We start from the raw sequence: 22951 nt of genomic DNA, 5'->3' as shown, positions 1-22951 counted from the left end.
TTCGGGATCAGCACCATCCGCAACCGATAAATCACGCGGTATGGGTCCCGGCGTTCGCCGGGGACGACAGCGGAGTTACACCTTCCCGTCCACCGTCACCTCGATCAGCTTGGTCCCCGGCCGGCCAAACGCCGACGCCAGCGTCGCCTTCAGCTCACGGGGATCGCTGATCCTAATCGCCTCGCAGCCGAGTGCCTTCGCCACGCCGGCGAAATCCACGGGCGGATCGGCAAAGTCCATGCCGACGTAATTGTCATCGCCATGGAAGGCGAGCAGGCGCTGCTTGATGATGCGGTAGCCGCCATTGTTGGCGATGACGACGTTGAGCGGCAGCTTGTGATGTGCGGCGGTCCAGAGCGCCTGGATCGAATACATCGCACTGCCGTCGCCGGAGAAGCACACGACGGGCCGATCCGGATTGGCGATGCTGGCGCCGACTGACGCCGGCAGGCCCCAGCCGATGCCGCCCGAGGCAAGGCCGTGATAGCCATAGCGGTCGCGATGCGGCCGCAGCGCCGTGATCTGGCGGCTGGAGGTGAGGCCCTCGTCGACAAGGATGGCATGGTCGGGCATCGCCTCGACCATTTGCAACACGAGATAGTCGGGATCGATCGGCGCACGTCCCGCGCTCTTGCCGATCTGCTCGACCAGCGCGGCGCGGCGCGCGGTCCAGTTCTTCGGCGCGAGTTCGGCGAGGCGCTGCCTGGCGCGGCTCGCGAGTGCGGCACCGCCCATCTCTTTGAGCACCGGGATCAGCGCGCGCAGCGTTTCCTTCACATCCGCCTTCAGCGCGATCTCGGCGCCGTAATTCTTGGCGATCTCCCAATCGACCAGGCCGATCTGGACGATGCCGAGTCCATCCGGCAGCGCGTCGACTTCGCTGTAGACCGACATCCGCAAGGGATCGCCGCCGAGCGCGACCAGGAGGTCGTACGGCGCCAGCGTATCGCGTGCGACCTTCTGCACGCGGGCCAGCGAACCGACGAAGCTCGGGCTTTCGGAGAGGAAGTGCGAACCATAGGGCGTCGAGGATTGGTAGGCGGCCGCACCGAGCAACTCGGCGAGTTCGGCCGCCTCCTTCAGCGCATCGCTCTTGACCACCTCGTCCATGGTGACGATCACCGGACGCTCGGCCTTCAGCAGCCGCGCTGCAAAGGCCCTGAGCGCTTCGTCCGTCGGCTTTACGCGCGCGTCGATGCGCGTGGAGCGGCCCAGATCGATACCGGCCTCGCTATTGAGGATGTCGCCGGGCAGCGAGATGAACACCGGCCCGGTCGGCGGCGTCATTGCGACCTTGGCGGCGCGGCGCACGATACGCGGCAAATCCTCCAGCCGCGTCACCTCGACCGCCCATTTCACCAGCGGCTCGGCCATGCGCACCAGCGGGCCATAAAGCACCGGCTCCATCAGGCCGTGGCCCCGCTCCTGCTGGCCCGCGGTGAGGATCATCGGCGTGCCCGTGAACTGGGCGTTGTAGAGCGAGCCCATCGCGTTGCCGAGGCCGGGCGCGACATGGACGTTGCAGGCGACGAGCTTGCCGGAGGCGCGGCTGTAGCCATCCGCGATCGCCACCACCAGGCTCTCCTGCATCGCCATCACATAGGTGAGATCGGGATGGTCCTTCAGCGCATGCATGATCGGCAGCTCGGTGGTGCCGGGATTGCCGAACAGGTGCGTGATGCCCTCGTCCTTGAGCAGCGCGAGAAAGGCGGAACGGCCGGTGATCTTGTGCTTCATGTTTCCTCCAGGCCTCGCGGGCGATGCCGCGAGGCGACGCGCATGATGGCCGAAGTCGCGGGATGCGCGCAAGGAAGCGCGCTCATGGCTGCCTTGCGCGCGCGACGAGAAGCTGGAAGGATAGGCCAAAGCCGGAGGGACCGTCATGGCCTACGACGAAGGCACCGCCGCACGGGTTCGCAAGTTGCTGGCGGGCCAACGCCACGTCGCGGAAAAGAAGATGATGGGCGGGCTCTGTTTCATGGTGGACAACGTCATGTGCTGCACCATCAGCGGCCGCGGCGGCATGCTGTTTCGCGTCGGCCCCGCGGCGCATGCGCGGATGCTGAAGGAGCCACACACGAGTCCGATGGAAATGCGCGGGCGCATCATGACCGGGTTCGTGCGGGTCTCTGATGAGGGCACGCGATCCGATGCCGGGCTCAATATCTGGGTGAAGCGCGCGCTCGATTTCGTGGCGACGATGCCGGCCAAGCCACCAGCAAAGAAGGCTGTGCAGCGCACGGCGGCGTCGGTCAACGCGAAGGCTAAAGTGCCTCCTCGCGGCCGAGCTCGAACGGATCCTCGCCGCTAGCGCGCTTCTTCTTTTTCGAGCGCTGCCAGACCACGCCGGGAAAGCCCTTCAACGGCACCAGCGGCTCGCCGGTATAGGCCCATTCCTGCAACTCCTCGATCGCGATGTGATAGAGCGGCTGGCGCCCGGTGCGATCCTTGAAGAGCGCGCGCGGGATGTTGACCATGTGCGGGCCGCGCGGGCGCTCATAGGCGATCGGCGTGCCGCAATGCGAACAGAAGCTGCGCGCAGTCTTTGTCGCCTTGTCCTCGTAGCGGGTCAGCGCGGTCTTGCCGGAGATGATGCGAAAGCGCTTCTTCCAGCTGCCGACATAGGTGGCGTAGGCAGCACCATGAGCACGGCGACTGGCGGCGGAATGATCGTGCCAGGCCCATCGTGCCGGGATGTCGATCTCGAAGGTGACTTTGCCACAGAGGCACTGGCCGGTGGCGGTTCCTGCGGTGGCTGCGGCCTTGGCCATGATGCCTCCTCCATCGTCATTGCGAGCGCAGCGAAGCAATCCAGAGTCCCTCCGCGGAAAGATTCTGGATTGCTTCGCTGCGCTCGCAATGACGGAGTTTGTGGTGTCCGTCCGGGCTGCGAAGAACGACTACGCCGGCGTCAGCTCGTCATACACCGGATAATCCGTATATCCCTTCTCCTCGCCGCCATAGAACGTCGCGCGGTTGTACGGCGTGACCGGATAGTCGTGCTCCAGGCGCCGCGGCAGATCGGGGTTGGAGATGAAGATGCGGCCGAAGGCGATGATATCGGCGTGGCCGTCGGCGATCGCCGAGTTCGCGGTCTCGCCGGTAAACCCGCCGGCGGTCATCAGCACGCCGCTGTAGTGCGGACGGAACAGCACCATCGCGGACGGCACATTCTCCCAGTGGACGTCGGCCCGACCGGCGCCGCTGGAGCGCGGCTCGATGAAGTGCAGATAGGCAAGACCGAGCTTGTCGAGCGTCTTCACCACGTGGGTGTAGAGCGGCATCGGGTCGGGCTCGCCGGAATCGTTGGCGATGCCATGCGGCGACAGGCGCACGCCGACGCGATTGGCGCCCCAGACGTCGATCGCGGCCTGCGTCACTTCCATCAGAAGCCGCGCGCGGTTCTCGATTCCGCCACCATACTGATCGGTGCGCTGGTTGCTGCGCGACTGCAAGAACTGCTCGAGCAGATAGCCGTTGGCGCCGTGGATCTCGACGCCGTCGAAGCCAGCGGCGAGCGCGTTCTTCGCACCCTGCCGGAACGCCTCGACCACGCCCTTGACCTCGTCCGTCTCCAGCGCGCGCGGCGTCTCGTAGTCAGAAATCTTGCCGTCGGCGGTCATCGCCTTCATGCCTTCGGCCTTGATCGCGATCGCCGAAGCCGAGACCGGCAGCTCGCCGCCATGAAAGGAGGAATGCGAGACGCGGCCGACATGCCAGAGCTGGAGGAAGATGATGCCGCCCTTGGCATGCACGGCATCCGTCACCTTGCGCCAGCCGGCGACCTGCGCCTCCGAATAGATGCCGGGCGTCGCCGGATTGCCGCGGCCGTGCGAGAGCACGGGCGAAGCTTCAGCGATCAGCAGACCGCCGGGCGTGGCGCGCTGGCCGTAATATTCGGCATTGAGCGGCCGCGGCGAAAAGCTCTCGCGCTCGGCGCGCATGCGCGTCAGCGGCGCCATCGCGACGCGATGCGCGAGCTTGTACGGACCGACCTGCAACGGTCTAAACAACGCCTCGAATTTCATGCGGACCCCGGATGTCTATGAAAGGATGCGGATCATATAGCGAGGGGCGGCCGCCGGAAAAGGCGCCGCCCCCACTAAAAGCAGATATTCCCTCCCGCGGAACGCGAGAGAGAACAGTTATTACGCGGTCTTGATCCAGACGGCCTTCACGTTGAGATATTCCTCGACATGCTGCTTGCCGGATTCACGACCATAGCCGCTCATCTTGTAGCCGCCGAACGGCACGGCGGGGTCCATCGCCTGGTAGCAATTCACCCACACCGAACCGGCGCGCAACCGTTTCGCGACCGCATGCGCCTTGGTGACGTCACGCGTCCACAGGCCGGAGCCGAGGCCGAATGTGGTGTTGTTGGCGCGCTTGACCAGCTCGTCCATGTCCTTGAACGCGATCGCGGAGATGACGGGACCGAATATCTCTTCCTGCGCGATGCGCATGTTGTCCTGGACGCCCGCAAACACGGTCGGCGAGACGAAGAAGCCCTTCGACAGCGCCCCTTCGGTGACGCGGCCGCCGCCGGCGAGCGCTCGCGCGCCTTCCTTCTGGCCGATGTCGAGATAGCTGGTGACGCGCTCGAGCTGCTGCTCCGACACCAGCGGGCCGATCTGGGTGTTGGGATCAAGGCCGTTGCCGACCTGCAGCTTCTTACCGAATTCGGCGACGCGGCCGACGAACTCTTCGTAGATCGGCTGCTCGACGAACAGGCGCGTACCGGCGCTGCAGATCTGGCCCGAATTGGCGAACACCGCCATTGCGGCGCCGGGCACGGCGGCATCGAGATCCGCGTCGGCAAACACGATGTCCGGCGACTTGCCGCCGAGCTCGAGCGACACGCGTTTGAGGTTGCCGGCCGAGGCACGGATGATCGACTGGCCCGTGACATGGGAGCCGGTGAAGGCGACCTTGTCGACGTCATGATGCGAAGCGAGTGCCGCGCCCGCGGTCTCACCATAGCCGGGCACGACGTTGACGACGCCGGGCGGAATGCCGGCTTCCATCGCGAGCTCGGCGATGCGCAGCGAGGTCAGCGGCGCTTCCTCGGCCGGCTTGAGCACCACGGTGCAGCCGGTCGCGATCGCCGGCCCAATCTTCCAGAGCGTCGCGGTGAGCGGACCGTTCCAGGGAATGATGGCGCCAACGACACCGACCGGCTCCTTCAGCGTGTAGGAGAAGATTTCGCCGGGCAGCGAGTTCTCGATGGTCTCGCCATGGATCGCGGTGGTCTGGCCAGCGTAGTAGCGCAGCATGCCGACGGCGCGCAGGCGATAGGCGCGGGTACGGCTGAGCGGTGCGCCCATGTCGAGTGTGTCGAGCTGCGACAATTCGTCGAAATTCTTCTCGACGAGGTCGGCGAGCTTGAGCAGGAGGTTCTGCCGCTCGAACGGCTTGACCTTGCTCCAGGGTCCCTCGAAAGCGCGGCGGGCCGCCGCAACGGCACGATCGATGTCTTCCTTGTCGCCCTCGGCAACAGTTGCGAGCAGTTCGCCGGTGGCAGGGTTATGGGTCTCGAAGCGCTTGCCGGACGCGGCATCCACCCATTTCCCGTCGATCAGCATCTGCTTGTAGGACCCGTTGGCGAACGGATGGCGCGTGATCGGAATAGCCTGCGACACAGCCATGGCTGCACTCCCTAGGTAGGTGATTGATTGGGTTCGATCTGGGCGGGATCGTTAGGTCAAACAGAATACAGCGGCGCCGGAGGGGCGTAAAGTCAGCGTGGAACGAAGCCCTGCCATGCCGACTTGTGCAGGGTCGCACGAGCGCCATGTTATAGCCGAGTGCAACGCCCCTTTCTGGAGAATAGCCATGCCGCATCCTGTCATCGCCAAGGGCAACGTCGCCGTGATCACCGGGGGTGCATCCGGCATCGGTCTTGCCGCCGCTGCAGCGTTTGCGCGTGCCGGAATGAAGGTGTGCATCGCCGATGTCGACGAAGGCGGGCTGGCGGAGGCCGCAACAAAATTGTCATCCGTTACGGCTGCCACAAATGTGATGACATCGGTTGTCGATGTCAGCCGGGCCGAAAACGTGACGGAACTGGAACGCGCCGTGGGCGCGCATTTCGGCGGCACGGATTTGCTCATGAACAATGCCGGCATTCAGCCGGGCAGCACCCTGTTCGGCGAGCCCGACAATTGGCAGCGCATCATTGGCGTCAACATGTGGGGCATCATCAACGGCGCGCGCATCTTCGCACCCAACATGATCGCGCGCGGCAAGGCCGGCCTGATCATCAACACCGGTTCCAAGCAGGGCATCACCACCCCGCCCGGCGATCCCGCCTACAACGTCTCCAAGGCCGGCGTGAAGGCTTTTACGGAAGCGCTCCAGCACGAGTTGCGCAACACGAAAGACTGCCACATCACCGCGCATCTGCTGATCCCCGGCTTCGTCTTCACCGGGCTCACCGCCAAGGGCCGCACCGAAAAGCCGGCCGGCGCCTGGACGCCGGAGCAGACGGTCGATTTCATGATCGCGCGGCTTGAGGCCGGCGATTTCTACATCCTCTGCCCGGATAACGACGTGCCGCGCGCGCTCGACGAGAAGCGCATGCTCTGGGCCGCCGGCGATATCGTCGAGAACCGCCCGCCGCTGTCGCGCTGGCATCCGGATTACGCGGATGCGTTCAAGAAATTCGTCGATCGGAGTTAGCCCGGGCGATCAGCTCAGCGCAAGCAGGAGCGCGGTGCCGATCGGCACGCCCCAGCCGGACACCGCATCGAACCCACGCCTCGCTTCATATCCGACGCCCGGCTTTGGCCTGGATACGTTATGGCCGATGGTGATGTCGTAGCAGACGAGATCTCCTGTCGGCCGGCCAAGCGGCGATTTGCGATAAAGCAATGGCGCGAGGAAGCGCTGCCGTTTCTCCGGCGGCAGAAGCGCATTGACGCGAGCAATGAGCGCGGCCAGGAGCGGCGCAGACGCGCTGGTCCCACCGCCATAATCCGGTTTGCCGCGGAAGATCATCGCGTAGCCGGGTGGGCCGGCAAGCGCCGCAATATCGGGCACAATGCGCCCCCACTGACCGGAGCCGTTCAGGGAAGCAATATCGAGTCCGCGCTGCCACGCAGGCCGACGAAATACCTCACTGACTCCTCCACCTGTTGCGCCGCCTCCGCCTTTCATGCGGCGCCCTGGCGTCTCCCACCACACTTGCTCCGTGACCTCACCGCCGAGACGCGTGATCATGGTGCCACCGACCGCGAGAACGAATGGGCTGCAGCTCGGAAAATCCACATGGGCGGCGCCGTCCGTCTCCTCGTCGCCGGCGCCATCATCGCCGGAGGCGCCGCAGATCGTGATGCCCAGCGCGGCAGCCGCCTGGAGCCGCTCGTTGATGGCCGTACGTGCTGCCGGCGACCAGTCACTGGAATCCTCTGCTGACCCCCAGCTTATCGACAGTGCCACCGGCCTGTCCTTGATCACGCGGTTCAATAAATCGACCCAGCCCTTCTGATCGAAAGTCGCAAAATAGACGGACAGCTTGGCACCGGGAGCCAGGCCTGCAGCCACCTCGACGTCCATCATCACTTCGCCGGTGTCGTCCAGCGCGTCCTGACGATCGTCCGTTGGCAATTGCTCGATCTGCCTACGGTTGCGCACCGGCCAGTTGATCGAGACGATCTCGACCTTGGGCCTCTTGCGACCGAACGTTTTGCAGTGGAGCGCGAGGTCCCCGGCAAAATACCCGCCACCGAACTCGGCAATCGCGATCTTCTGGCCGGCGGCATCCCCGGGCGGAAAATGATACAGCGCTTCCAGGGACGACGGGCTGAGCGGCGTCAAACCAGCACCGATCCTCGCCCTGCTCCGCCACATGACACGCCGCTGGCCGAATCCGATCAACGCAGTGACGATGTTCTTCAGCGAAGCGGGAATCTTGTAATCGTCCTCCCGATCGCGGAATTGACCTTGATCCTCGCTCCAATAGACGCCGAGGCGCGGCTGAAACGCCTTCTCCATCTGCGCGACGGTCCCGCTCACGCGCATGCTGCGCGTCTCGAGCGACACTTCCTCGATCTTGAGCTCGAATTTGCGCAGAACCTGGGACACCTTGTCGGCGTCGCTCTTCGAGGCACTGTATCTTGCCTTGAATTGGGCTCGCGACAACGCTCGACCTCCGAGCTTGTCGGCGTCCGGCAATTTGGGTCCACGCAATGTCAGCGTGATCTCGACGTGCTGACGCGGATTCTCGTCGTGCAGACGCCTGGCCCCCGCGGTGGGTGGGCGCGCGCTACCGGACACGACGACAGGGCGCGTTGCCGCACTTGCCGATCCAGCCTTGTCGTTACGCTTTGCTGCTTTGCGATTGGCGGCCGCCCGGCGGCCGGTACGCGCCTTAGCCTTTGATGCCATATCCGAGCTCCCGCTCTCGACACGACCAAAGGTTGCAGGTTATCGTCGATCCTCGGACCCGTCAAATCTGAGGCCCGACCGGCAATTTTCGCCGCTCGCCCAAGACCGGTCCTCGACGGTCCGAGATTGTTTTTCGATTTTTGATTTCGATCTGAGGATTTCAATCATGCGCTCGATTTACGCACGGCTCAATCGCCGCTACGGCAGGAAGTTCATCGGCTTCGACCGTCAGAAGCTGGTCAGCTCGACGCTTGCCAACGCAATGGTCGTCACGGCGGCCACACCACCCCGCGACATGCCACGCCCGGCGCGGGCGGCACCACGTCCGCGTGTCACGATCGTCGGAGCTGGGCTTGGCGGCCTGATGGCCGGCTACACGCTCGCGCATTGCTGCGACGTGACGATTTTCGAGGCGCGCGAGCGCGTCGGCGGCCGCGTCTGGAGCAAGAACAAGGCGAGCGGCGTGGTCGAGGCGGGCGGCGAGCTGATCGGCTACAATCATCCGCTGTGGCTGGCCCTGGCGCGCCAATTCCGGCTGGGACTCTCGCTGTTCACGCTGGATTCGAATTTCGATGCGCTCGATCTAGATATGCCGATCTATCTCGACAGTCGAAAGATCTCGAATCCGTTCGCGCTCAAGACCCTGTTCGAGCAGATGGAGGCGGCCTTCGGGCGGATGGCAAGGCGCGCGCGGCACGTGCACAAGCACGCCCCCTGGCTCACGTCCGACGCCGACGCGCTGGACCAGCAATCCATGGCGGACTGGATTCGGGACGAACATTGCTCGCGTCTCGCCAAGCTTGCGATGAAGGAGCAGTTCAGCAACGACGCGGGTCAGCCGGTCGAACGGCAAAGCCTGCTCGCCAATTTCGCGGTGGTCCATGGCGGCGCACTCAAGGGACACCCGGCCGCCTTTTTCACCCAGACAGAGACGCTACGCTGCTCGGAGGGCAATCAATCGCTGGCCGAGCACCTCGCCGAGGAAATCAGGAAGGTCGGAGGGGTGGTCCATCTGTCCACGCCTGTCGTCGCGATCGACATCGACAAGGAGGGCGTGACGATCACGCCGGAGGGGGCGGCTTCCCATCTCGCCGACTACGTCGTGCTTGCGATTCCGCCGAGCCTGTGGCCGGGCGGGCGTTTCGCCAAGATCGAGATCACGCCGCAACTCACGCCCGACCATTACATCTCGATGGGGACGGCCGTGAAATACCTCAGTCCGGTCAAGCGACGTTTCTGGATCGACCATGGGCTGGCGCCGGCCGCGTCCTCGAGCCGCTTCGGCGTCACATGGGAAGGCACCGACAACCAGATCGCGCCGCGCGGCCGCGAGGTCGAGCTCAGCCTGTTCGCCGGCAGCAAACCGGCGCAGCAGGCCATTCGACAATGGGAGCGCGGCGGCAAGACCGCTGTCGATGCCTTCTACGCCTCGCGGATCGGCCAGGTCTATCGCGGCTATGAGGACAATCTGTCCCAGCCGCCGGACTTCATTGCGTGGCCCGCCGATCCCTGGACCGGTGCCGGCTATTCCTGCCCCGCGCCCGGCGAAGTCACGCGCGCCGGGCCGCTGCTCAACAGCGCATTTCACAAGCGGATGTATTTTGCCGGTGAGCACACCTGCTTTGCCTATTACGGCTACATGGAGGGCGCGTTGCAGTCCGGCCTGAAGGCAGGTTCAGCGATCCTGAGGGCGACCAAACGCACGGGCCGGCAGCGGGCGGCCTGAGCGCCTTACAGGGTCTCTTGCTGGTGCCCGCAATTCTTGCAGGCGAATTTGACGCGGCTCTGGCCTTTTTCCGCCTGAACCCGGTTTGGCGCGCCGCACTTGCCGCAGACGGCCTCGATGCGGGTCGAGCCCTGCTTGACGACGATGGTCTTCTTTTCCATCGATTCGCGGATCAGGCGCTCGGCCTCCTCACGCAGGGATTGTTTCGACAAAGCTCGTCTCCGCCTCTGAAAGCGCGAGAGCCATATCGCACTTGCGTTCGAATCTCAATCGGCAATGCCGGCTCAGATCTCGACAATCACATAGCTGTCTTCGACATGCACCGGGAACGTCTCGGCGACATATGGGCCCTTCTGCAATTCGTCGCCGCGTTCCACCGCAACCGGATAGGACCGGATCTTGACCCGTTTCGGATCGAACCAGGACTGGCCGTTGCGCATGTCGAATTCCCAGCCGTGCCAGGGACAGCGCAGCATCTCGCCGACGCGCGAGCGCTCATAGATGCCGGGCTCGGGCGAGGTCAGCCGCGCCACGCAAGCCGCTTTCTCCAGCGGCGCGCCTTCGTGCGGGCAGCGGTTCAACAGCGCGAAGAACTCGCCATTGACGTGGAACACGACGATATCGCGGCCGGCGATATCGACGACCTTGTTGCCGCCGGGCGGGATCTCTGAGGTCGACGCGACGATGTGACGGGCCATGTTGATCAGAACTTGTAGACCGCACGGGCATTGGTGCTGAAGATCATCTTGCGCTCAGCCTCCGTGAGCGGCGTCTTGAAGGCGAAGCGCGGATCGTCGAAATCCCAGTGCGGATAGTCCGACGAGAACAAGAGGCGATCGATGCCGACCCATTCGATCAGCGAGCGCAGATGCCGGGCCTCGTCGGGCTCGTCAACCGGCTGCGTCGTGAACCAGAAGTGCTCGCGGACATATTCGGACGGCTTGCGCCTGAGATTCGGCACTTCGCTGCGGAAGCGCTCGAAGTGCTGATCCATCCGCCACACCGCCGACGGGACCCAGCCGAAGCCGCCCTCGATGAAGACGATCTTCAGTTTCGGAAAACGCTCGAGCACGCCCTCGATGACGAGGCTTGCGAGCTGCGCCGCGATGGTGTGGGCGTTCGAATGGTGCTCCTCTACATAATAGGACGGCCAGCCGCCGCCGGTCGGCGCGTGGCCGCCATAGCCGCCCGTGTGAATGCCGAGCGGGAGGTCGAGCGCCTCGGCTCGTTCGTAGATCGGCCAGTAGCGGCGGCGGCCAAGCGGCTCGTTGGCGCGCGGCGAGACATTGATCTGGATGTATTCGCCGATCCTGGTACAGCGCTCGATCTCGGCGATCGCCAGATCCGTGCCGTCCTGCCCGACCAGGATCGACGCCTTCAGGCGCGGATCGCGGTGCGACCAGAACGCCAGCTGCCAGTCGTTGATGGCGCGCTGGATCGCCGCGCCGAATTCCAGGTTCTGCTGCGAGAAGATGAAGAGATCGAGCACCTGCAGGATCCCGAACTCGACATCGAGCGGATCGAGATACTGCTTCTGCATGAAGGCAAGGTCGGAACCGGGCGGCCCTCCGGTCGGCGGCCAGGCATCGCGCCGCGCGATCAGCGGCGAGGACCGCGGATAGGGCGTCGTGAAGAGATAGGGCGTGCGCAGATGGCTGCCATACTCCTTCAGATGTTGCTGCCAGCGTTTCGGCAGGAATTCGTCGAGATCGTCGAGCGAATGCAGGCTCGGATGCACGTCGCAATCGACGATGCGCAGTCGCGAGGCGGCGGGTTTCTCGTCGTCGCGCAGCGGACGGTCGATGACTTCACTCATGCGAACCTCCAAAATTCAGTTGATCGATAGCCGCGGAAACGTCTCCAGCGGATTGTCGACGCACATCTTGTCGATAATGCTCTTCGGCAGATGCGGCGGGATCGGATCGTCGCCGTCGAACTGCCAGTGCGGATAGTCGGACGCGAACAGGAACATCTTGTCGGAGCCGATCTGGTCGATGATCTCCTCAACGCCTTTGGCGTCGCCGGGCGCATCGAACGGCTGCATGGTGACGCGAAAATTGTCGCGGATGATTGCGGCGGGCTCGCGCTCGACCCAGGGCACCTCGACGCGGACGCCACGCCAGGTCTTGTTGGCGCGCCACATGAAGGCCGGCAGCCAGCTCACGCCGGACTCCATCAGCACGACCTTGAGATCGGGATATTTGCCGAACACGCCCTCATAGATCAGGCTCAGGATCTGCGCCTGAAACGCCTGTGCCTCGACAAAGTAATATTCGTAGCGGTGCGAGGGCCAGCCGGCTGAGCTCGGCGCCTGCCGATATTGCGTGCCGGCATGGATCGCGAGCGGCAGCTTGTATTTCTCCGCAAGCTGATAGACCGGCCAGAAATGCCGCCGGCCCAGCAGCGTCTCACCCTGCGCCAGCACCAGGATGGAGACGAAGCGATTGTCGCTCGCGCGACGCTCGATCTCTTCAATGGCGAGATCCGGCGCCTGCATCGGCACCACGATGGAGGCGCGCAGGCGCGGGTCGCGCGAAAGCCATTCGGCGGCAATCCAGTCGTTGATCGCCTTGCAGAAGTCCGCCGCCATATAGGCATCGAAGACGGCCTGAGCGCCGTAGAGCACGTTGAGGATCGCGTGGCTCGCGCCCAATTGGTCGAAGGCGCCTTTCTGCACCATCGCCAGATCAGAGCCGGGGCTTCGTGCCATTGGTCGGCCGCCAGTCCGAGCGGCCCGAAAACGGCATGCTTGGTGGGTAAGAGGTGAGGTCGAGGCCGTCGATAGCACGGCTCACCACCTGCTCTTTCCAGTGATCACTGAGATAAGGAAGCAGCGTCGTGCGCGTGCCACCAACCGCCGGGTGGATGTCGCAGTCGATCCGCGTCACCGCCATGATGCTTCCTCGCGCCGTCTTTATTGGCGACGTTTTTCGCGCCGCTTTCGCAGAGTGCTCCGGGCCAAGCCGGTGCGCAAGGGCACAGGCCTGCGTGATCCGTCATGGCTCGGTTGCATTTCGCAGGCGCGATATAAAGCGCTTCGATCATCGCTTGCAGCTATAGCGCTGCGCAGGCGGCGGATGCTTTCGCATCCACCGCCCTATGTCGAAGATGGCGTCGCCCTTCGATGCGTCTCGCCTCAAGCGGCTTTGGAGACTTCCATCAGCAGCCGCTCGGCCTTGGCATCTTCGATCCGGTTCACAAGCCGGCTGCTTTCGTGATTGTCGCGCACGGTCTTCGTCAAAGTGATGCAGGTCTGGATCAGCATCACGATGCCCATGGTCAGATAGCCCTTCATCCAGAGGTCGATCGGCAGGAAGAAGATGCCGATGGCGACAAGGAACGCGGAGGCTGCGAAAGACGCGTAAGTGAAGGTCACCCAGGCGCCGCTGTGGGGTTGGCCGTTCTGGTTCATGATCGTCTCCTGTTGGTTTGATTGATGATTGGGTTTGAGTTCAGGCAGTCGGCATGCGCTTGGACTTCAACCGCGCCAGCACATCGTCCGCGGTTGTCTTGAGCCGGGGACCAAAGCCCTGCTCGGCTAGTCGTTCGGCGGTCGCGAGCGGACCGGTGGCCGCATCGAGTTCGACCAGCGCGTCATCGGCGGCCTGGGCTTCAAGCTGCCGCTCGCGCAGCCGCCTCAGGGTGCTCTCCGCTTCCGGCAGCGTGGATTCGTAAGGGCGAGCCGCTTCGATGCCGCTGCGGCGAAGCGAGCGCACCGCTTCCGAGGCGCGGGCGACACGGCGGCCGCGATCGAGCTCGGTGATGCGGGCCTGCGCAGTTGCGACGTGCCGCTTCAGCCGGGCGATCTCGGTCGCGAACAATGCACGCGCCGTCAGCGCCGCATCGCGGTCGGCCTCGAGGCCGGCGATGGCTTCGGCCGCCTCCTTGGCGAGATCCTCGCGGCCACCATCGAGCGCCGCGACCGCGCGGATCTCGAGATCGGCGATGCGGGCGACGGTCGCCTCGAGCTTGCGGTCCTCCTGCTGGTCCTGGGCGATGGCCAGCGCCAGCGTCCGCTTGCTGCGCTCGACGGCCGCGGCCGCATCGCGCATCTGCTGGTCGAGGATCAGAAGGGCCGTGCGGTCCTCCAGCTCCTCGCCGGCGGCGGCCACGCTGCCGCGGAAAAGTGTCACGACGGTCTTGAACATTGCTTGCTCCCTGTTATGAGCGTTGCTCACGAACGATTAGTAGCAGCAATCTTGAACATCGTTCAAGAAATATTTGAGCATCGCTCATGATCTTGGTTAGCGAATGACTAAGGCCTTGGAACGTCGGGAGAAACAGCGGGCGGACCTGATTCTGTCAGCCGAGCGGATGATCGCGACCCGTGGCTTGGCCGGCCTGAAAACCCGCGATTTGGCCCGCGAGATCGGCTGCGCCAATGGTGCGGTCTACAATCTCGTTGCCGATGTGGACGAGCTGGTCCTGCGCGTCGGCTCGCGCACGCTGCTCCGGCTCGACGACGCGCTCAGCGCGGCGGTGCGCGCCGGCAATCCATCGCCAAAGGAGACGCTGGTCCGCATCGCAATTGCCTATTGCGATTTCGCCGCAGAAAATCTCCAGCTCTGGCGCGCCCTGTTCGAGCACCGCATGGAGACCGAGAAGGCCCTGCCCGACTGGTCGGTCGATGACCAGTTGCAGTTGTTTCGCCACATCTACCAGCCGCTCGCTGCGCTGTTGCCAAGGCGGGATGCGGAGGAACTCGGCATCACTGCACGCAGCCTGTTCTCGGCCGTGCATGGCATGGTGGCACTGGGACTTGAGCAAAGGCTGGTCGCGGTTCCCCTGCCGGCGCTGCGCAAGGAGATCGCGAGCCTCGTACGCGCGATGATCGACGGGCTAGTTGCGCAGGCGGCGTAGCGGCCGAGAATACGCAGCGAAGCCGGCGGCTGGCTAAAATTTCGCCTGTCGCATCGCGGCCGACACGCTTAGCTTTCGCAGCGTCCTGTCCCCCCTGCTCTTCCCGGAGTTCCCATGTCCCTCCTCATCCGCGGCGGCACCGTCGTCAATCATGATCATTCGCGCCGCGCGGACGTGCTGATCGAGGGCGACACCATCGTCGCGGTCGGCGCAGCGATCGCGGCGCCAACGGGGGCGGAGATCATCGACGCCGGCGGCGCCTATGTCATTCCGGGCGGGATCGATCCGCACACCCATCTCGAAATGCCGTTCATGGGCACCGTCACCGCTGACGATTTCGAATCCGGCACCAAGGCGGCGCTGACGGGCGGCACCACCATGGTGGTGGATTTCTGCCTGCCCGATCCCGGCCAGTCGATGCTCGCGGCCTATCAGGAATGGCGGCACAAATCCGAGAAGGCGGCGACCGATTACGGCTTCCACATGGCGGTGACGTCGTGGTCGAAGCAGATCTATGACGAGATGGAGACCGTGGTCAAAACCTACGGCATCAACACGTTCAAGCATTTCATGGCCTACAAGGGCGCCTTGATGGTGAACGATGACGAGCTCTACAACTCGTTCGCGCGCTGCGCCCATCTCGGCGCGATGCCGGTCGTGCATGCGGAGAATGGTGATGTCGTTGCCTTGATGCAGGAGGCGCTGATCGAACGCGGCGTCACCGGCCCCGAGGGCCACGCCTATTCACGACCGCCGGAGGTCGAGGGCGAAGCCACCAACCGCGCTATCATGATCGCTGATATGACCGGCACGCCGGTCTATATCGTGCACACGAGCTGCCGCGAGGCGCATGAGGCGATCGCGCGAGCGCGGGCCGCGGGAAAACGCGTCTATGGCGAGCCGCTGATCCAGCATTTGCTGCTCGATGAGCGCGAATATCGGAACAAGGACTGGAATCATTCCGCGCAACGCGTGATGTCGCCGCCGTTCCGCGACAAGTCGCACCAGGACAGCCTGTGGGCCGGCCTGCAATCAGGCTCGCTGCAAGTGGTCGCGACCGATCACTGCGCGTTCACCACCGAGCAGAAGCGGTTCGGCCTCGGCGACTTCAGGAAGATTCCGAACGGCACCGGCGGCCTGGAAGATCGCCTCGCGCTGCTATGGACCGCGGGCGTCGCCACGGGGCGGCTGACGAAGGAGGAATTCGTCGCAGTGACTTCGGCGAACATCGCCCGCATCCTCAACATCTATCCGCGCAAGGGCGCGGTCGCCGTCGGTTCGGATGCCGACATCGTGGTGTGGGATCCCAGGGCGACGAAGACGATCAACGCGAAGCGGCAGATGAGCCGGATCGACTACAACGTATTCGAAGGCTTTGCCTGCACCGGCGGGCCCGCCGCGACGCTCTCGCGCGGTCGTATCGTGTGGAAGGATGGCGATCTACGTGCAGAGGCGGGCGACGGACATTATGTCGAGCGGCCGGCCTTCTCACCGGTGCATGTCGCCAATTCGACCTGGAAAGAGCTGACCACCCCGCGCGCAGTGCCACGCGGAGCGGTGACGCCGTAACAATCAGGCCGCCTTGCCCGCCCGCAGCCGGTCAAGCACCGGCAGGAGTTCGGACGGATCGGGCCGGTGCGTGTAGTCCGGATTCACTTCCGCGTAGGCGATGATGCCGTCGCGGCCAATGACGTAGCGTGCGGGCATCGGCAGCACCCAGGCCGGATTGTCGTTGAACGTCGGCAGGTCGTTCTTGAAGGACTTGTAGAGCGAGACGAGTTCGCCCGGGAGAGCGAAACGAATGCCGAAGGCATCGGCGACCTCGCTCCTGACGTCGCTCAGGATCGGAAACGACAGGTTGTTGTCGCGCTCGGACTTGCGGTTGTTCGGCGCGGTCTGCGGCGAGATTGCAACGAGGCTGGCGCCGCGCGAAGCGATGTCCGGCAGCGCTTCCTGGAGCGCCTGGAGCTCGAGGTTGCAATAAGGGCACCAGACTCCGCGGTAGAACGACACGACGAGCGGTCCCTTCGCGAGCAGGTCGCGCGAGGACACAGGCTTGCCGTCGGGGTCCTTCAGAATGAATTCCGGCGCGGCGTCGCCGGCCTTCTTCGCGCGCTGGGCCTGGCCGCTCGCGATCAGTTCCGCGGTGGCGCGGTGCATGGTGTCCAGCGCTTCCTTGGTTGGCTTGAGCGGGAAGCGACCGCCTTCGAAATCGGCTTTGAGGGCGTCGAGTTTATCTTGCAGGGCCATGAGAAGCTCCATCGGTTGCTGTTGGCCCGCCCTATCTGGAGCATTTGAGAACGAAGGGGTATATGGTCGTTTCGGAGAACATTTATTTGGATTTCAGATGAGTGACCGATTGCAGGAATTGGCCGTCTTTGTCCGGGCAGCCGAGAGCGGCAGCTTTTCCAAGGCCGCGCGCGAACTCGGCCTGTCGCAGCCCTCCGTGTCGCGCATCATCGGCGAATTGGAGACCCGGCTCGGCGTCAAGCTGCTGCTGCGGACCACGCGCCGCATCACCGTCACCGATGCGGGCGCGCTGTTCCTCACCCGCGCGCGCGAATTGCTGGCCGACCTCGAGGACGCCGAAGACGCCGCGCGCGGAGTCGACTCCCTGCGCGGAACGCTGCGCATCACCATGCCCATCGTCTACGGCACCAGGCACATCATTCCGCGCCTGCCGAGATTCCTCAAGCTGCATCCGCTGCTGCGCGTCGAGCTGTCTGTCGCCGACGAACGGCACGACCTCGTCGCAGACGGCACCGACGTCGCCATTCGTCTCGGCCCGCTCGACGACTCCGACTTTGGCGCACGAAAGCTTGCGACCCTGCCGCGCTTTCTCGCCGCCGCCCCATCCTATCTTGCCGAACGCGGCACGCCGAAGACACCGGCCGATCTCGCCTCGCATGACTGCATCTTCGGCCCAGGCCTGTTTGGCCGCACCACCTGGTCATTCACCCGCAGCGGCACGGAGACCTCGGTCGATGTCCGCGGCCGCATCACCACCGATTCCGGTCCCGGCGTGTTCGCAAGCGTGCTCGCTGGGCTCGGCATCGCGATGACGTCACCCGTGATGGCTGATCCCGAGATCGCGGCGGGCGCGCTGGTGCCGCTGTTGAAGAGTTACAAACTCGCGCCGGTCGACGTGTACGCGGTGTTCCCGGCGGGTCCGCGTCCCTCGACCAAGGTGCGCGCGCTGGTCGACTTCCTGGCCGAGGAGTTGAGATAGGCAAGGTGCGGATGCGACGCCATGAAGCGCATCCGATGGCATGCGCTTTGCCTCTTTGAACAGCAAACCGCTCTCAAGGAGGCATCGATGAGCCCATCCTCTTTCGATCCGAGCCGCCGCAGCGTCATGCTCGGCGGCCTCGGCGTTGCCGGGATGGCGGCGATCGCGCCGTCCTTCGCGTGGGCACAGGGGCGCGCGGAGACGCTGCTGGTGGTGCAAGAGCTGGGACCGAACTCGCTCGACATGCAGGGCGTCGGCTCCAACCAGACCGTGAACGGCCTGTCCTGGAATTGCTACGACCGCCTGCTCTCCTACGCCTCGAAGACATTCCCGGATGGCACGTTGTCTTACGACCGCGAGAAGCTCGCGCCCGAGCTCGCCGAGAGTTGGGAGGTTGCGGCCGACGGCATGTCCTGCACCTTCCATCTGCGAAAGGACGCCAAATTCCACGACGGCACGCCGGTCACCGCCAAAGACGTCAAATGGTCGTTCGATCGTGCGGTGAAGGTTGGCGGCTTTCCGACCTTCCAGATGTCGGCCGGATCGCTCGAAAAGCCCGAGCAGTTCGTTGTCGTGGACGACCACACCTTCCGCATCGACTATGTGCGGAAAGACAAGATGCTGTTGTTCAACGTCGCGGTCGTCGTGCCCTTCGTCATCAACGCCGAGCTCGCCAGGAAGAACGCGACGGCGGAAGATCCTTGGGCACTGGCCTGGCTGAAGAACAACGAGGCCGGTGGCGGCGCCTACAGGATCGAGAGCTGGAAGCCCGGCAGCGAAACTGTGCTGGCACGCTTCGACGACTGGAAGAGCGGGCCGCTGCCGAAAGTGAAGCGGGTGATCGCGCGCGACGTGCCGTCCGCCGGCACGCGCCGTGCGATGCTGGAGCGAGGCGATGCGGACTTGTCGAGCGGTTTTGCACCGCGCGATTTCGAGCAGATCATCAGGGAGGGCAAGGTCAAGGTTTCGGGCGTGCCGATCCCCAACGCGCTCTGGTACGTCGCGTTGAACACGGCAAGGCCGCCGTTCGACAATGCCAAGCTACGCCAGGCCATCGCCTGGGCGATGCCTTACGAGCAGATCCAGAGCAGTGCCTTCTTCGGGCGCGCCGTTCCGATGTATGGCGGGACGGCGGATGTCTCAAAGCCGGTGTGGCCGCAGCCGTCTCCCTATGTCACCGATCTCGACAAGGCCAAAGCCTTGATGAAGGAAGCAGGGTTCGAGTCCGGCCTGGAGACGACTTTGTCGCTCGACACCGGCACTGCGACCGTCGGCGAGCCCACGGCCATCCTGATCCAGGAAAATCTAGCCAGGATCGGCATCAAGGCGTCGATCGAAAAGATTCCCGGCGCGAACTGGCGCACCACGCTGAACAAGAAGGAGCTGCCGCTCGCGCTCAACCGCTTCAGCGGCTGGCTCGATTATCCCGAGTATTATTTCTACTGGAATTTCCACGGCAACAATTCGATCTTCAACATCTCCTCGTACCAGAACAAGGCGATGGACGCGCTGATCGACAAGGCGCGCTTCACCACGGACGCCGCCGAGTACGAGAAAACCGTGAAGGATTTCATCACACTCTGCATGAGCGACGTTCCCGTCATCCCGCTCAACCAGCCGATCCACGACGTCGCCATGCAGAAGGGCGTCACGGGGTACGAATTCTGGTTTCACCGCGAGCCGGACTACCGTCAGTTCGCAAAGGGCTAGTTCTTCTCAACGACGCGGACAGCGCCTGGGGCTGCTCGCGCCTGCTCGATCGAAAAACCCCTTTCCAACCGCGCCGCGCTCGCGCGCAGCATCGCCGCATCAAGCCTACCTTGCCGCGATCCGTCGAGCGCGCATCCAAATATCCGGTAGAACTGCGCGCCGTCATAGGCGACCAGCAGCAGATCGACGCCGGCGTTGATCGCCTCGACCACGGCCTTGCAGACGTCGTGCTGATAGGTCGCGCCCATCACGAGATCGTCGGTCATCACCAGGCCCTGGTAGCCCCATTTGTCACGGATGATCCCATCGACGACACGCTTTGAATGCGAGGCGGCATGGTCGGGATCGACGGCGGTGAGCGTGATGTGGCCAACCATGAGCGCGCTATGCGAGTGCGACAGCACTTCGCGGAACGGCAGCCAGTCCGTGGCTTCCAGCTCCCTGACCGGCGTATTGAGGTTGGCGCTGAAATGATGCGTGTCGGTGCGCACACGGCCGATGCCTGGAAAATGCTTCAGCGTCGCGCCGACGCCTGAGGCCTCCAGGCCGCTCACATAAGCGCTTGCGATCGTGCTGACGACAACGGGATCGGTGGCGATCGCGCGCTGGCCGATCAGCGTATGGAAATCGAGCCGATTGCGCCGAAGCGGCGGCTTGAGATCGAGCACCGGCGCGAGGTTGAGGTTGACGCCAAGACCGGCGAGCTCGCGGCCGTGGATACGGCCGAACTCTTCCGCTTTGGCCTGCTGGTCATCGGGAGCAAGCCCGGCGAGCGTCGCCAGCGCCGGCACCTTGGTCAGCGGCGGCGCGAGATGCCCGACGATGCCGCCCTCCTGATCCGCGGCGACGATCGGCGGCGGCAGGCCGGCCGCGCGCCGCTTGTCCTGGAGCGCCGCGATCTCGGCGCGCAGCGCGTCGACCGACCGGCCGCGGATGTTGTGGCGGGTGACGTAGACGCCGCCAATCAGTCCCTGCTCGGCGAGGCGCGCGACCTCAGGGAACGAGGAATAGCCGACCATGAAGTGGGGGCCGAGCTGACGCACCTCGGTCACGCTTGCGCTGAGCACATCGTGCTTGCGCAGCTCGAAGCTGAGATGCGCTACCGCCATCAGCATCGGCGGCAGGCACCAGAGCAAGATCAGGAGCTTGCCGGTCAGGCTGTGCCAGCGCCCGCGGCGAAGCAACAGGACGGCAACCGCGATGCTCGCGATCGCAAGCGCGACGTTTCCAACGCCGCGCATCGGGACCAGATAGGGATCGTTCTTGTTCGCGGCCGCGAATGCGAGGAGCGGCGCTAAAAGCCAGAGCAGGATGAGGCCGATACGGCGGAGGTATTGCATGATGCGTCACGTCCGAGGAGTGGCGAATGCTTCGCACCTATCAAAGCGATTTGCGCTGTGCGAGAGGCAATACCGCACCTGCACGAAATCTGCAAAAGACTCCTGAAACCGTGCAGACGTTGATCCCGGCTTCTGCACAAGAGCCGTGCAGATTTCGTGATGCCGCCCCTCACGAAAGGTCATCTGCACATGACGAGCCTGGCTTCGACGATCGCCGCGGACATCCAGCCAATCAGGCATTCCTCGATTCCGGCCAAGGTCGGCCTTGCATTGGCGCTGGCCGCGCTCGCGGACTGGCTGTTCTATGGCGAGCGGATCGGGCTGTCGCTCTCACTCTTCGCGATCGCAATCGCCGTGGTGTCGGTGCTGTTCAATCACGCCACACTGGACCTGCGTCGCGCTTGGACCAGCGCAGCCGTTCTCGTCGCAGGCCTGGTGCCGGCCGTCGAGGAGCTCAACCCGCTGTCGTGCCTGATCCTTGTCACCGCGCTGCTCATGGCCCTGCTGCTCGCGACCAATCCAGAGACGACCGAGCTCGTCGAACGCGCCCGTGCGCTGCGCAACTTCATCCTGCTTGGCCCGTTCAGGTTCTTCCCCGATGTCCTTCAGGTTTTCAACATGTCGGCGTTCACCCGCGGTATCGCACTCTGGCTGCTGCCAGCGGCGCTCGGCACCGTCTTCGTCGCCCTGTTCGCGGCGGCCAATCCGGTGATCGAGCAGTGGGTGTCTCTGCTCAATCCAAAAATCATCCTCGACTATGTCAGCATTCCGCGCTTGCTTTTCTGGACCATGATGCTGGCGCTGGTTTGGCCGTTCATTCATGTGCGCTGGCGGCGCAAGAAGGTCGTCACCGCTGATGTCGACGATGTCCCGGTGCCGCCGCCGCTCCAGCCCCTCGTCTCGGCCGAATTCCTGGGCCCGTCGACGATTCTGCGTTCGCTGGTCCTGTTCAATTTGCTGTTCGCGGCGCAGTCGATTCTCGACGGCCTCTATCTCTGGGGCCATGTGGCGTTGCCGGACAACATGACCTATGCCGCCTACGCCCATCGCGGCGCCTATCCGCTGATCGCAACCGCCCTGCTCGCTGCCGCTTTCGTGCTGGTCGCGATGCGTCCGGGCGGGCCGGCTGAGAAGTCGACGGTGATCCGTCCACTGGTTTATCTCTGGGTCGGGCAGAACGTCCTGCTGGTCGCCTCCTCCATCCTTCGGCTCGACCTTTACGTCGACATCTACATGCTGACCTACTGGCGCATCGCGGCCTTCATCTGGATGGGGCTGGTGGCGCTGGGGCTGATCCTGATCGTCGCCCGCATCGCACTCGACAGGTCCAACGGGTGGCTTGTCGGCGCCAACCTGATCGCGTTAACGATCGTGGTGTATACCTGCTCGCTGATGAACTTCGACGCGTTCATTGCCGACTATAATATTGCCCACAGCCGGGAAGTCTCGGGCAGAGGCATGCCGATCGATACCCGCTATCTCACGCAGATCGGACCACAGGCTTTACCGGCGATCGAGAGGATGATGCAGATTCGCGCCGACAGAACCCTTGTTGGATGCCACGATCGCCTTGTAGAAAGCCAGCACCTCGACATGGCCTGGCGGGCCTGGGGCTTTCGCACCTGGCGGCTGCAGCGCAGGCTCGATGCCGAAGCCAAAGGCCGGTCTGACGGTCAGCCGGCCGGGTGAGCGGAGAGACTT

General features: G+C 64.2%; 20 protein-coding genes and 1 pseudogene. 8 read left to right on the top strand and 13 right to left on the bottom strand.

The window, feature by feature from the left end; genetic code table 11:
• Window positions 1-75 precede the first annotated feature (75 nt).
• Entirely contained in the window at window positions 76-1737 is a 1662-nt protein-coding gene (locus V1280_RS34795; protein WP_334535092.1) for a thiamine pyrophosphate-binding protein, read from the bottom strand.
• 145 nt (window positions 1738-1882) lie between these two features.
• Between V1280_RS34795 and V1280_RS34790 the strand changes: the two genes are divergently transcribed.
• The gene (locus V1280_RS34790) at window positions 1883-2311 is read left to right on the top strand and encodes a TfoX/Sxy family protein (protein ID WP_334535090.1); all 429 of its coding nucleotides are present in this window, start codon (window positions 1883-1885) and stop codon (window positions 2309-2311) included.
• Here the strand turns inward: V1280_RS34790 and V1280_RS34785 are convergent.
• From V1280_RS34785 to V1280_RS34775, 3 genes are all read right to left on the bottom strand, one after another.
• Window positions 2265-2771, bottom strand: a complete 507-nt coding sequence (locus V1280_RS34785) for a GFA family protein (protein WP_334535088.1) — start codon at window positions 2769-2771, stop codon at window positions 2265-2267. The genes V1280_RS34790 and V1280_RS34785 overlap by 47 nt on opposite strands.
• Window positions 2772-2900: 129 nt before the next feature.
• On the bottom strand, window positions 2901-4028 hold the full coding sequence (locus V1280_RS34780) for an alkene reductase (protein WP_334535086.1): 1128 nt from the start codon (window positions 4026-4028) through the stop codon (window positions 2901-2903).
• Window positions 4029-4148: 120 nt separating this feature from the next.
• A complete protein-coding gene (locus tag V1280_RS34775) occupies window positions 4149-5645 on the bottom strand; it encodes an aldehyde dehydrogenase family protein (RefSeq protein WP_334535084.1) in 1497 nt (498 codons plus the stop codon).
• A 187-nt stretch (window positions 5646-5832) separates the two neighbouring features.
• On the opposite strand from V1280_RS34775, the gene V1280_RS34770 reads away from it, so the two are divergent.
• Window positions 5833-6678, top strand: a complete 846-nt coding sequence (locus tag V1280_RS34770; RefSeq protein ID WP_334535082.1) for an SDR family NAD(P)-dependent oxidoreductase — start codon at window positions 5833-5835, stop codon at window positions 6676-6678.
• Between the two features lie 9 nt (window positions 6679-6687).
• Here V1280_RS34770 and V1280_RS34765 read toward each other — a convergent pair whose 3' ends face one another.
• Window positions 6688-8385 (bottom strand): S53 family peptidase, encoded by a 1698-nt coding sequence (locus V1280_RS34765; RefSeq protein ID WP_334535080.1) that lies wholly within the window; start codon window positions 8383-8385, stop codon window positions 6688-6690.
• A gap of 166 nt (window positions 8386-8551) precedes the next feature.
• On the opposite strand from V1280_RS34765, the gene V1280_RS34760 reads away from it, so the two are divergent.
• Complete coding sequence (locus V1280_RS34760; RefSeq protein ID WP_334535078.1) at window positions 8552-10111, top strand: flavin monoamine oxidase family protein; 1560 nt, start codon at window positions 8552-8554, stop codon at window positions 10109-10111.
• A gap of 5 nt (window positions 10112-10116) precedes the next feature.
• On the opposite strand, the gene V1280_RS34755 is transcribed toward V1280_RS34760, so the two are convergent.
• From V1280_RS34755 to V1280_RS34730, 6 genes and pseudogenes are all read right to left on the bottom strand, one after another.
• Window positions 10117-10323, bottom strand: a complete 207-nt coding sequence (locus V1280_RS34755) for a hypothetical protein (RefSeq protein ID WP_014491844.1) — start codon at window positions 10321-10323, stop codon at window positions 10117-10119.
• Between the two features lie 72 nt (window positions 10324-10395).
• Window positions 10396-10809, bottom strand: coding sequence for a Rieske (2Fe-2S) protein (locus V1280_RS34750; protein ID WP_334535075.1), 414 nt, complete (start codon window positions 10807-10809; stop codon window positions 10396-10398).
• A gap of 5 nt (window positions 10810-10814) precedes the next feature.
• Window positions 10815-11927, bottom strand: a complete 1113-nt coding sequence (locus V1280_RS34745; protein ID WP_334535074.1) for an amidohydrolase family protein — start codon at window positions 11925-11927, stop codon at window positions 10815-10817.
• Window positions 11928-11942: 15 nt separating this feature from the next.
• Window positions 11943-13005, bottom strand: a pseudogene (locus V1280_RS34740) (amidohydrolase family protein).
• A gap of 242 nt (window positions 13006-13247) precedes the next feature.
• On the bottom strand, window positions 13248-13523 hold the full coding sequence (locus tag V1280_RS34735; protein ID WP_148778873.1) for a YiaA/YiaB family inner membrane protein: 276 nt from the start codon (window positions 13521-13523) through the stop codon (window positions 13248-13250).
• Between the two features lie 40 nt (window positions 13524-13563).
• A complete protein-coding gene (locus tag V1280_RS34730) occupies window positions 13564-14259 on the bottom strand; it encodes a PspA/IM30 family protein (RefSeq protein WP_334535071.1) in 696 nt (231 codons plus the stop codon).
• A gap of 103 nt (window positions 14260-14362) precedes the next feature.
• Between V1280_RS34730 and V1280_RS34725 the strand changes: the two genes are divergently transcribed.
• Together V1280_RS34725 and hydA are read left to right on the top strand one after the other, a co-directional pair.
• Complete coding sequence (locus V1280_RS34725) at window positions 14363-14971, top strand: TetR/AcrR family transcriptional regulator (RefSeq protein WP_334535069.1); 609 nt, start codon at window positions 14363-14365, stop codon at window positions 14969-14971.
• Between the two features lie 114 nt (window positions 14972-15085).
• Window positions 15086-16540, top strand: coding sequence for a dihydropyrimidinase (hydA, locus tag V1280_RS34720; RefSeq protein WP_334535067.1), 1455 nt, complete (start codon window positions 15086-15088; stop codon window positions 16538-16540).
• 3 nt (window positions 16541-16543) lie between these two features.
• Here hydA and V1280_RS34715 read toward each other — a convergent pair whose 3' ends face one another.
• Entirely contained in the window at window positions 16544-17221 is a 678-nt protein-coding gene (locus tag V1280_RS34715) for a peroxiredoxin-like family protein (protein ID WP_334535065.1), read from the bottom strand.
• 97 nt (window positions 17222-17318) lie between these two features.
• Between V1280_RS34715 and V1280_RS34710 the strand changes: the two genes are divergently transcribed.
• Together V1280_RS34710 and V1280_RS34705 are read left to right on the top strand one after the other, a co-directional pair.
• Window positions 17319-18200: a LysR family transcriptional regulator gene (locus tag V1280_RS34710; RefSeq protein ID WP_334535063.1), complete on the top strand. Its 882-nt coding sequence runs from the start codon at window positions 17319-17321 to the stop codon at window positions 18198-18200.
• An 87-nt stretch (window positions 18201-18287) separates the two neighbouring features.
• Window positions 18288-19910, top strand: a complete 1623-nt coding sequence (locus V1280_RS34705) for an ABC transporter substrate-binding protein (RefSeq protein WP_334535061.1) — start codon at window positions 18288-18290, stop codon at window positions 19908-19910.
• Here the strand turns inward: V1280_RS34705 and V1280_RS34700 are convergent.
• Window positions 19907-21250: a glycoside hydrolase family 3 N-terminal domain-containing protein gene (locus V1280_RS34700; RefSeq protein ID WP_334535059.1), complete on the bottom strand. Its 1344-nt coding sequence runs from the start codon at window positions 21248-21250 to the stop codon at window positions 19907-19909. The genes V1280_RS34705 and V1280_RS34700 overlap by 4 nt on opposite strands.
• A 189-nt stretch (window positions 21251-21439) precedes the next feature.
• Between V1280_RS34700 and V1280_RS34695 the strand changes: the two genes are divergently transcribed.
• Window positions 21440-22939 (top strand): DUF4153 domain-containing protein, encoded by a 1500-nt coding sequence (locus tag V1280_RS34695; RefSeq protein ID WP_334535058.1) that lies wholly within the window; start codon window positions 21440-21442, stop codon window positions 22937-22939.
• Window positions 22940-22951: the final 12 nt, after the last annotated feature.

The sequence above is a fragment of the Bradyrhizobium sp. AZCC 2230 genome (genome assembly GCF_036924495.1).
Classification (GTDB): Bacteria; Pseudomonadota; Alphaproteobacteria; order Rhizobiales; family Xanthobacteraceae; genus Bradyrhizobium; species Bradyrhizobium rifense.
Note: the sequence above shows the minus strand (reverse complement) of the source record. Positions and strands in the feature narration are given on the sequence as shown.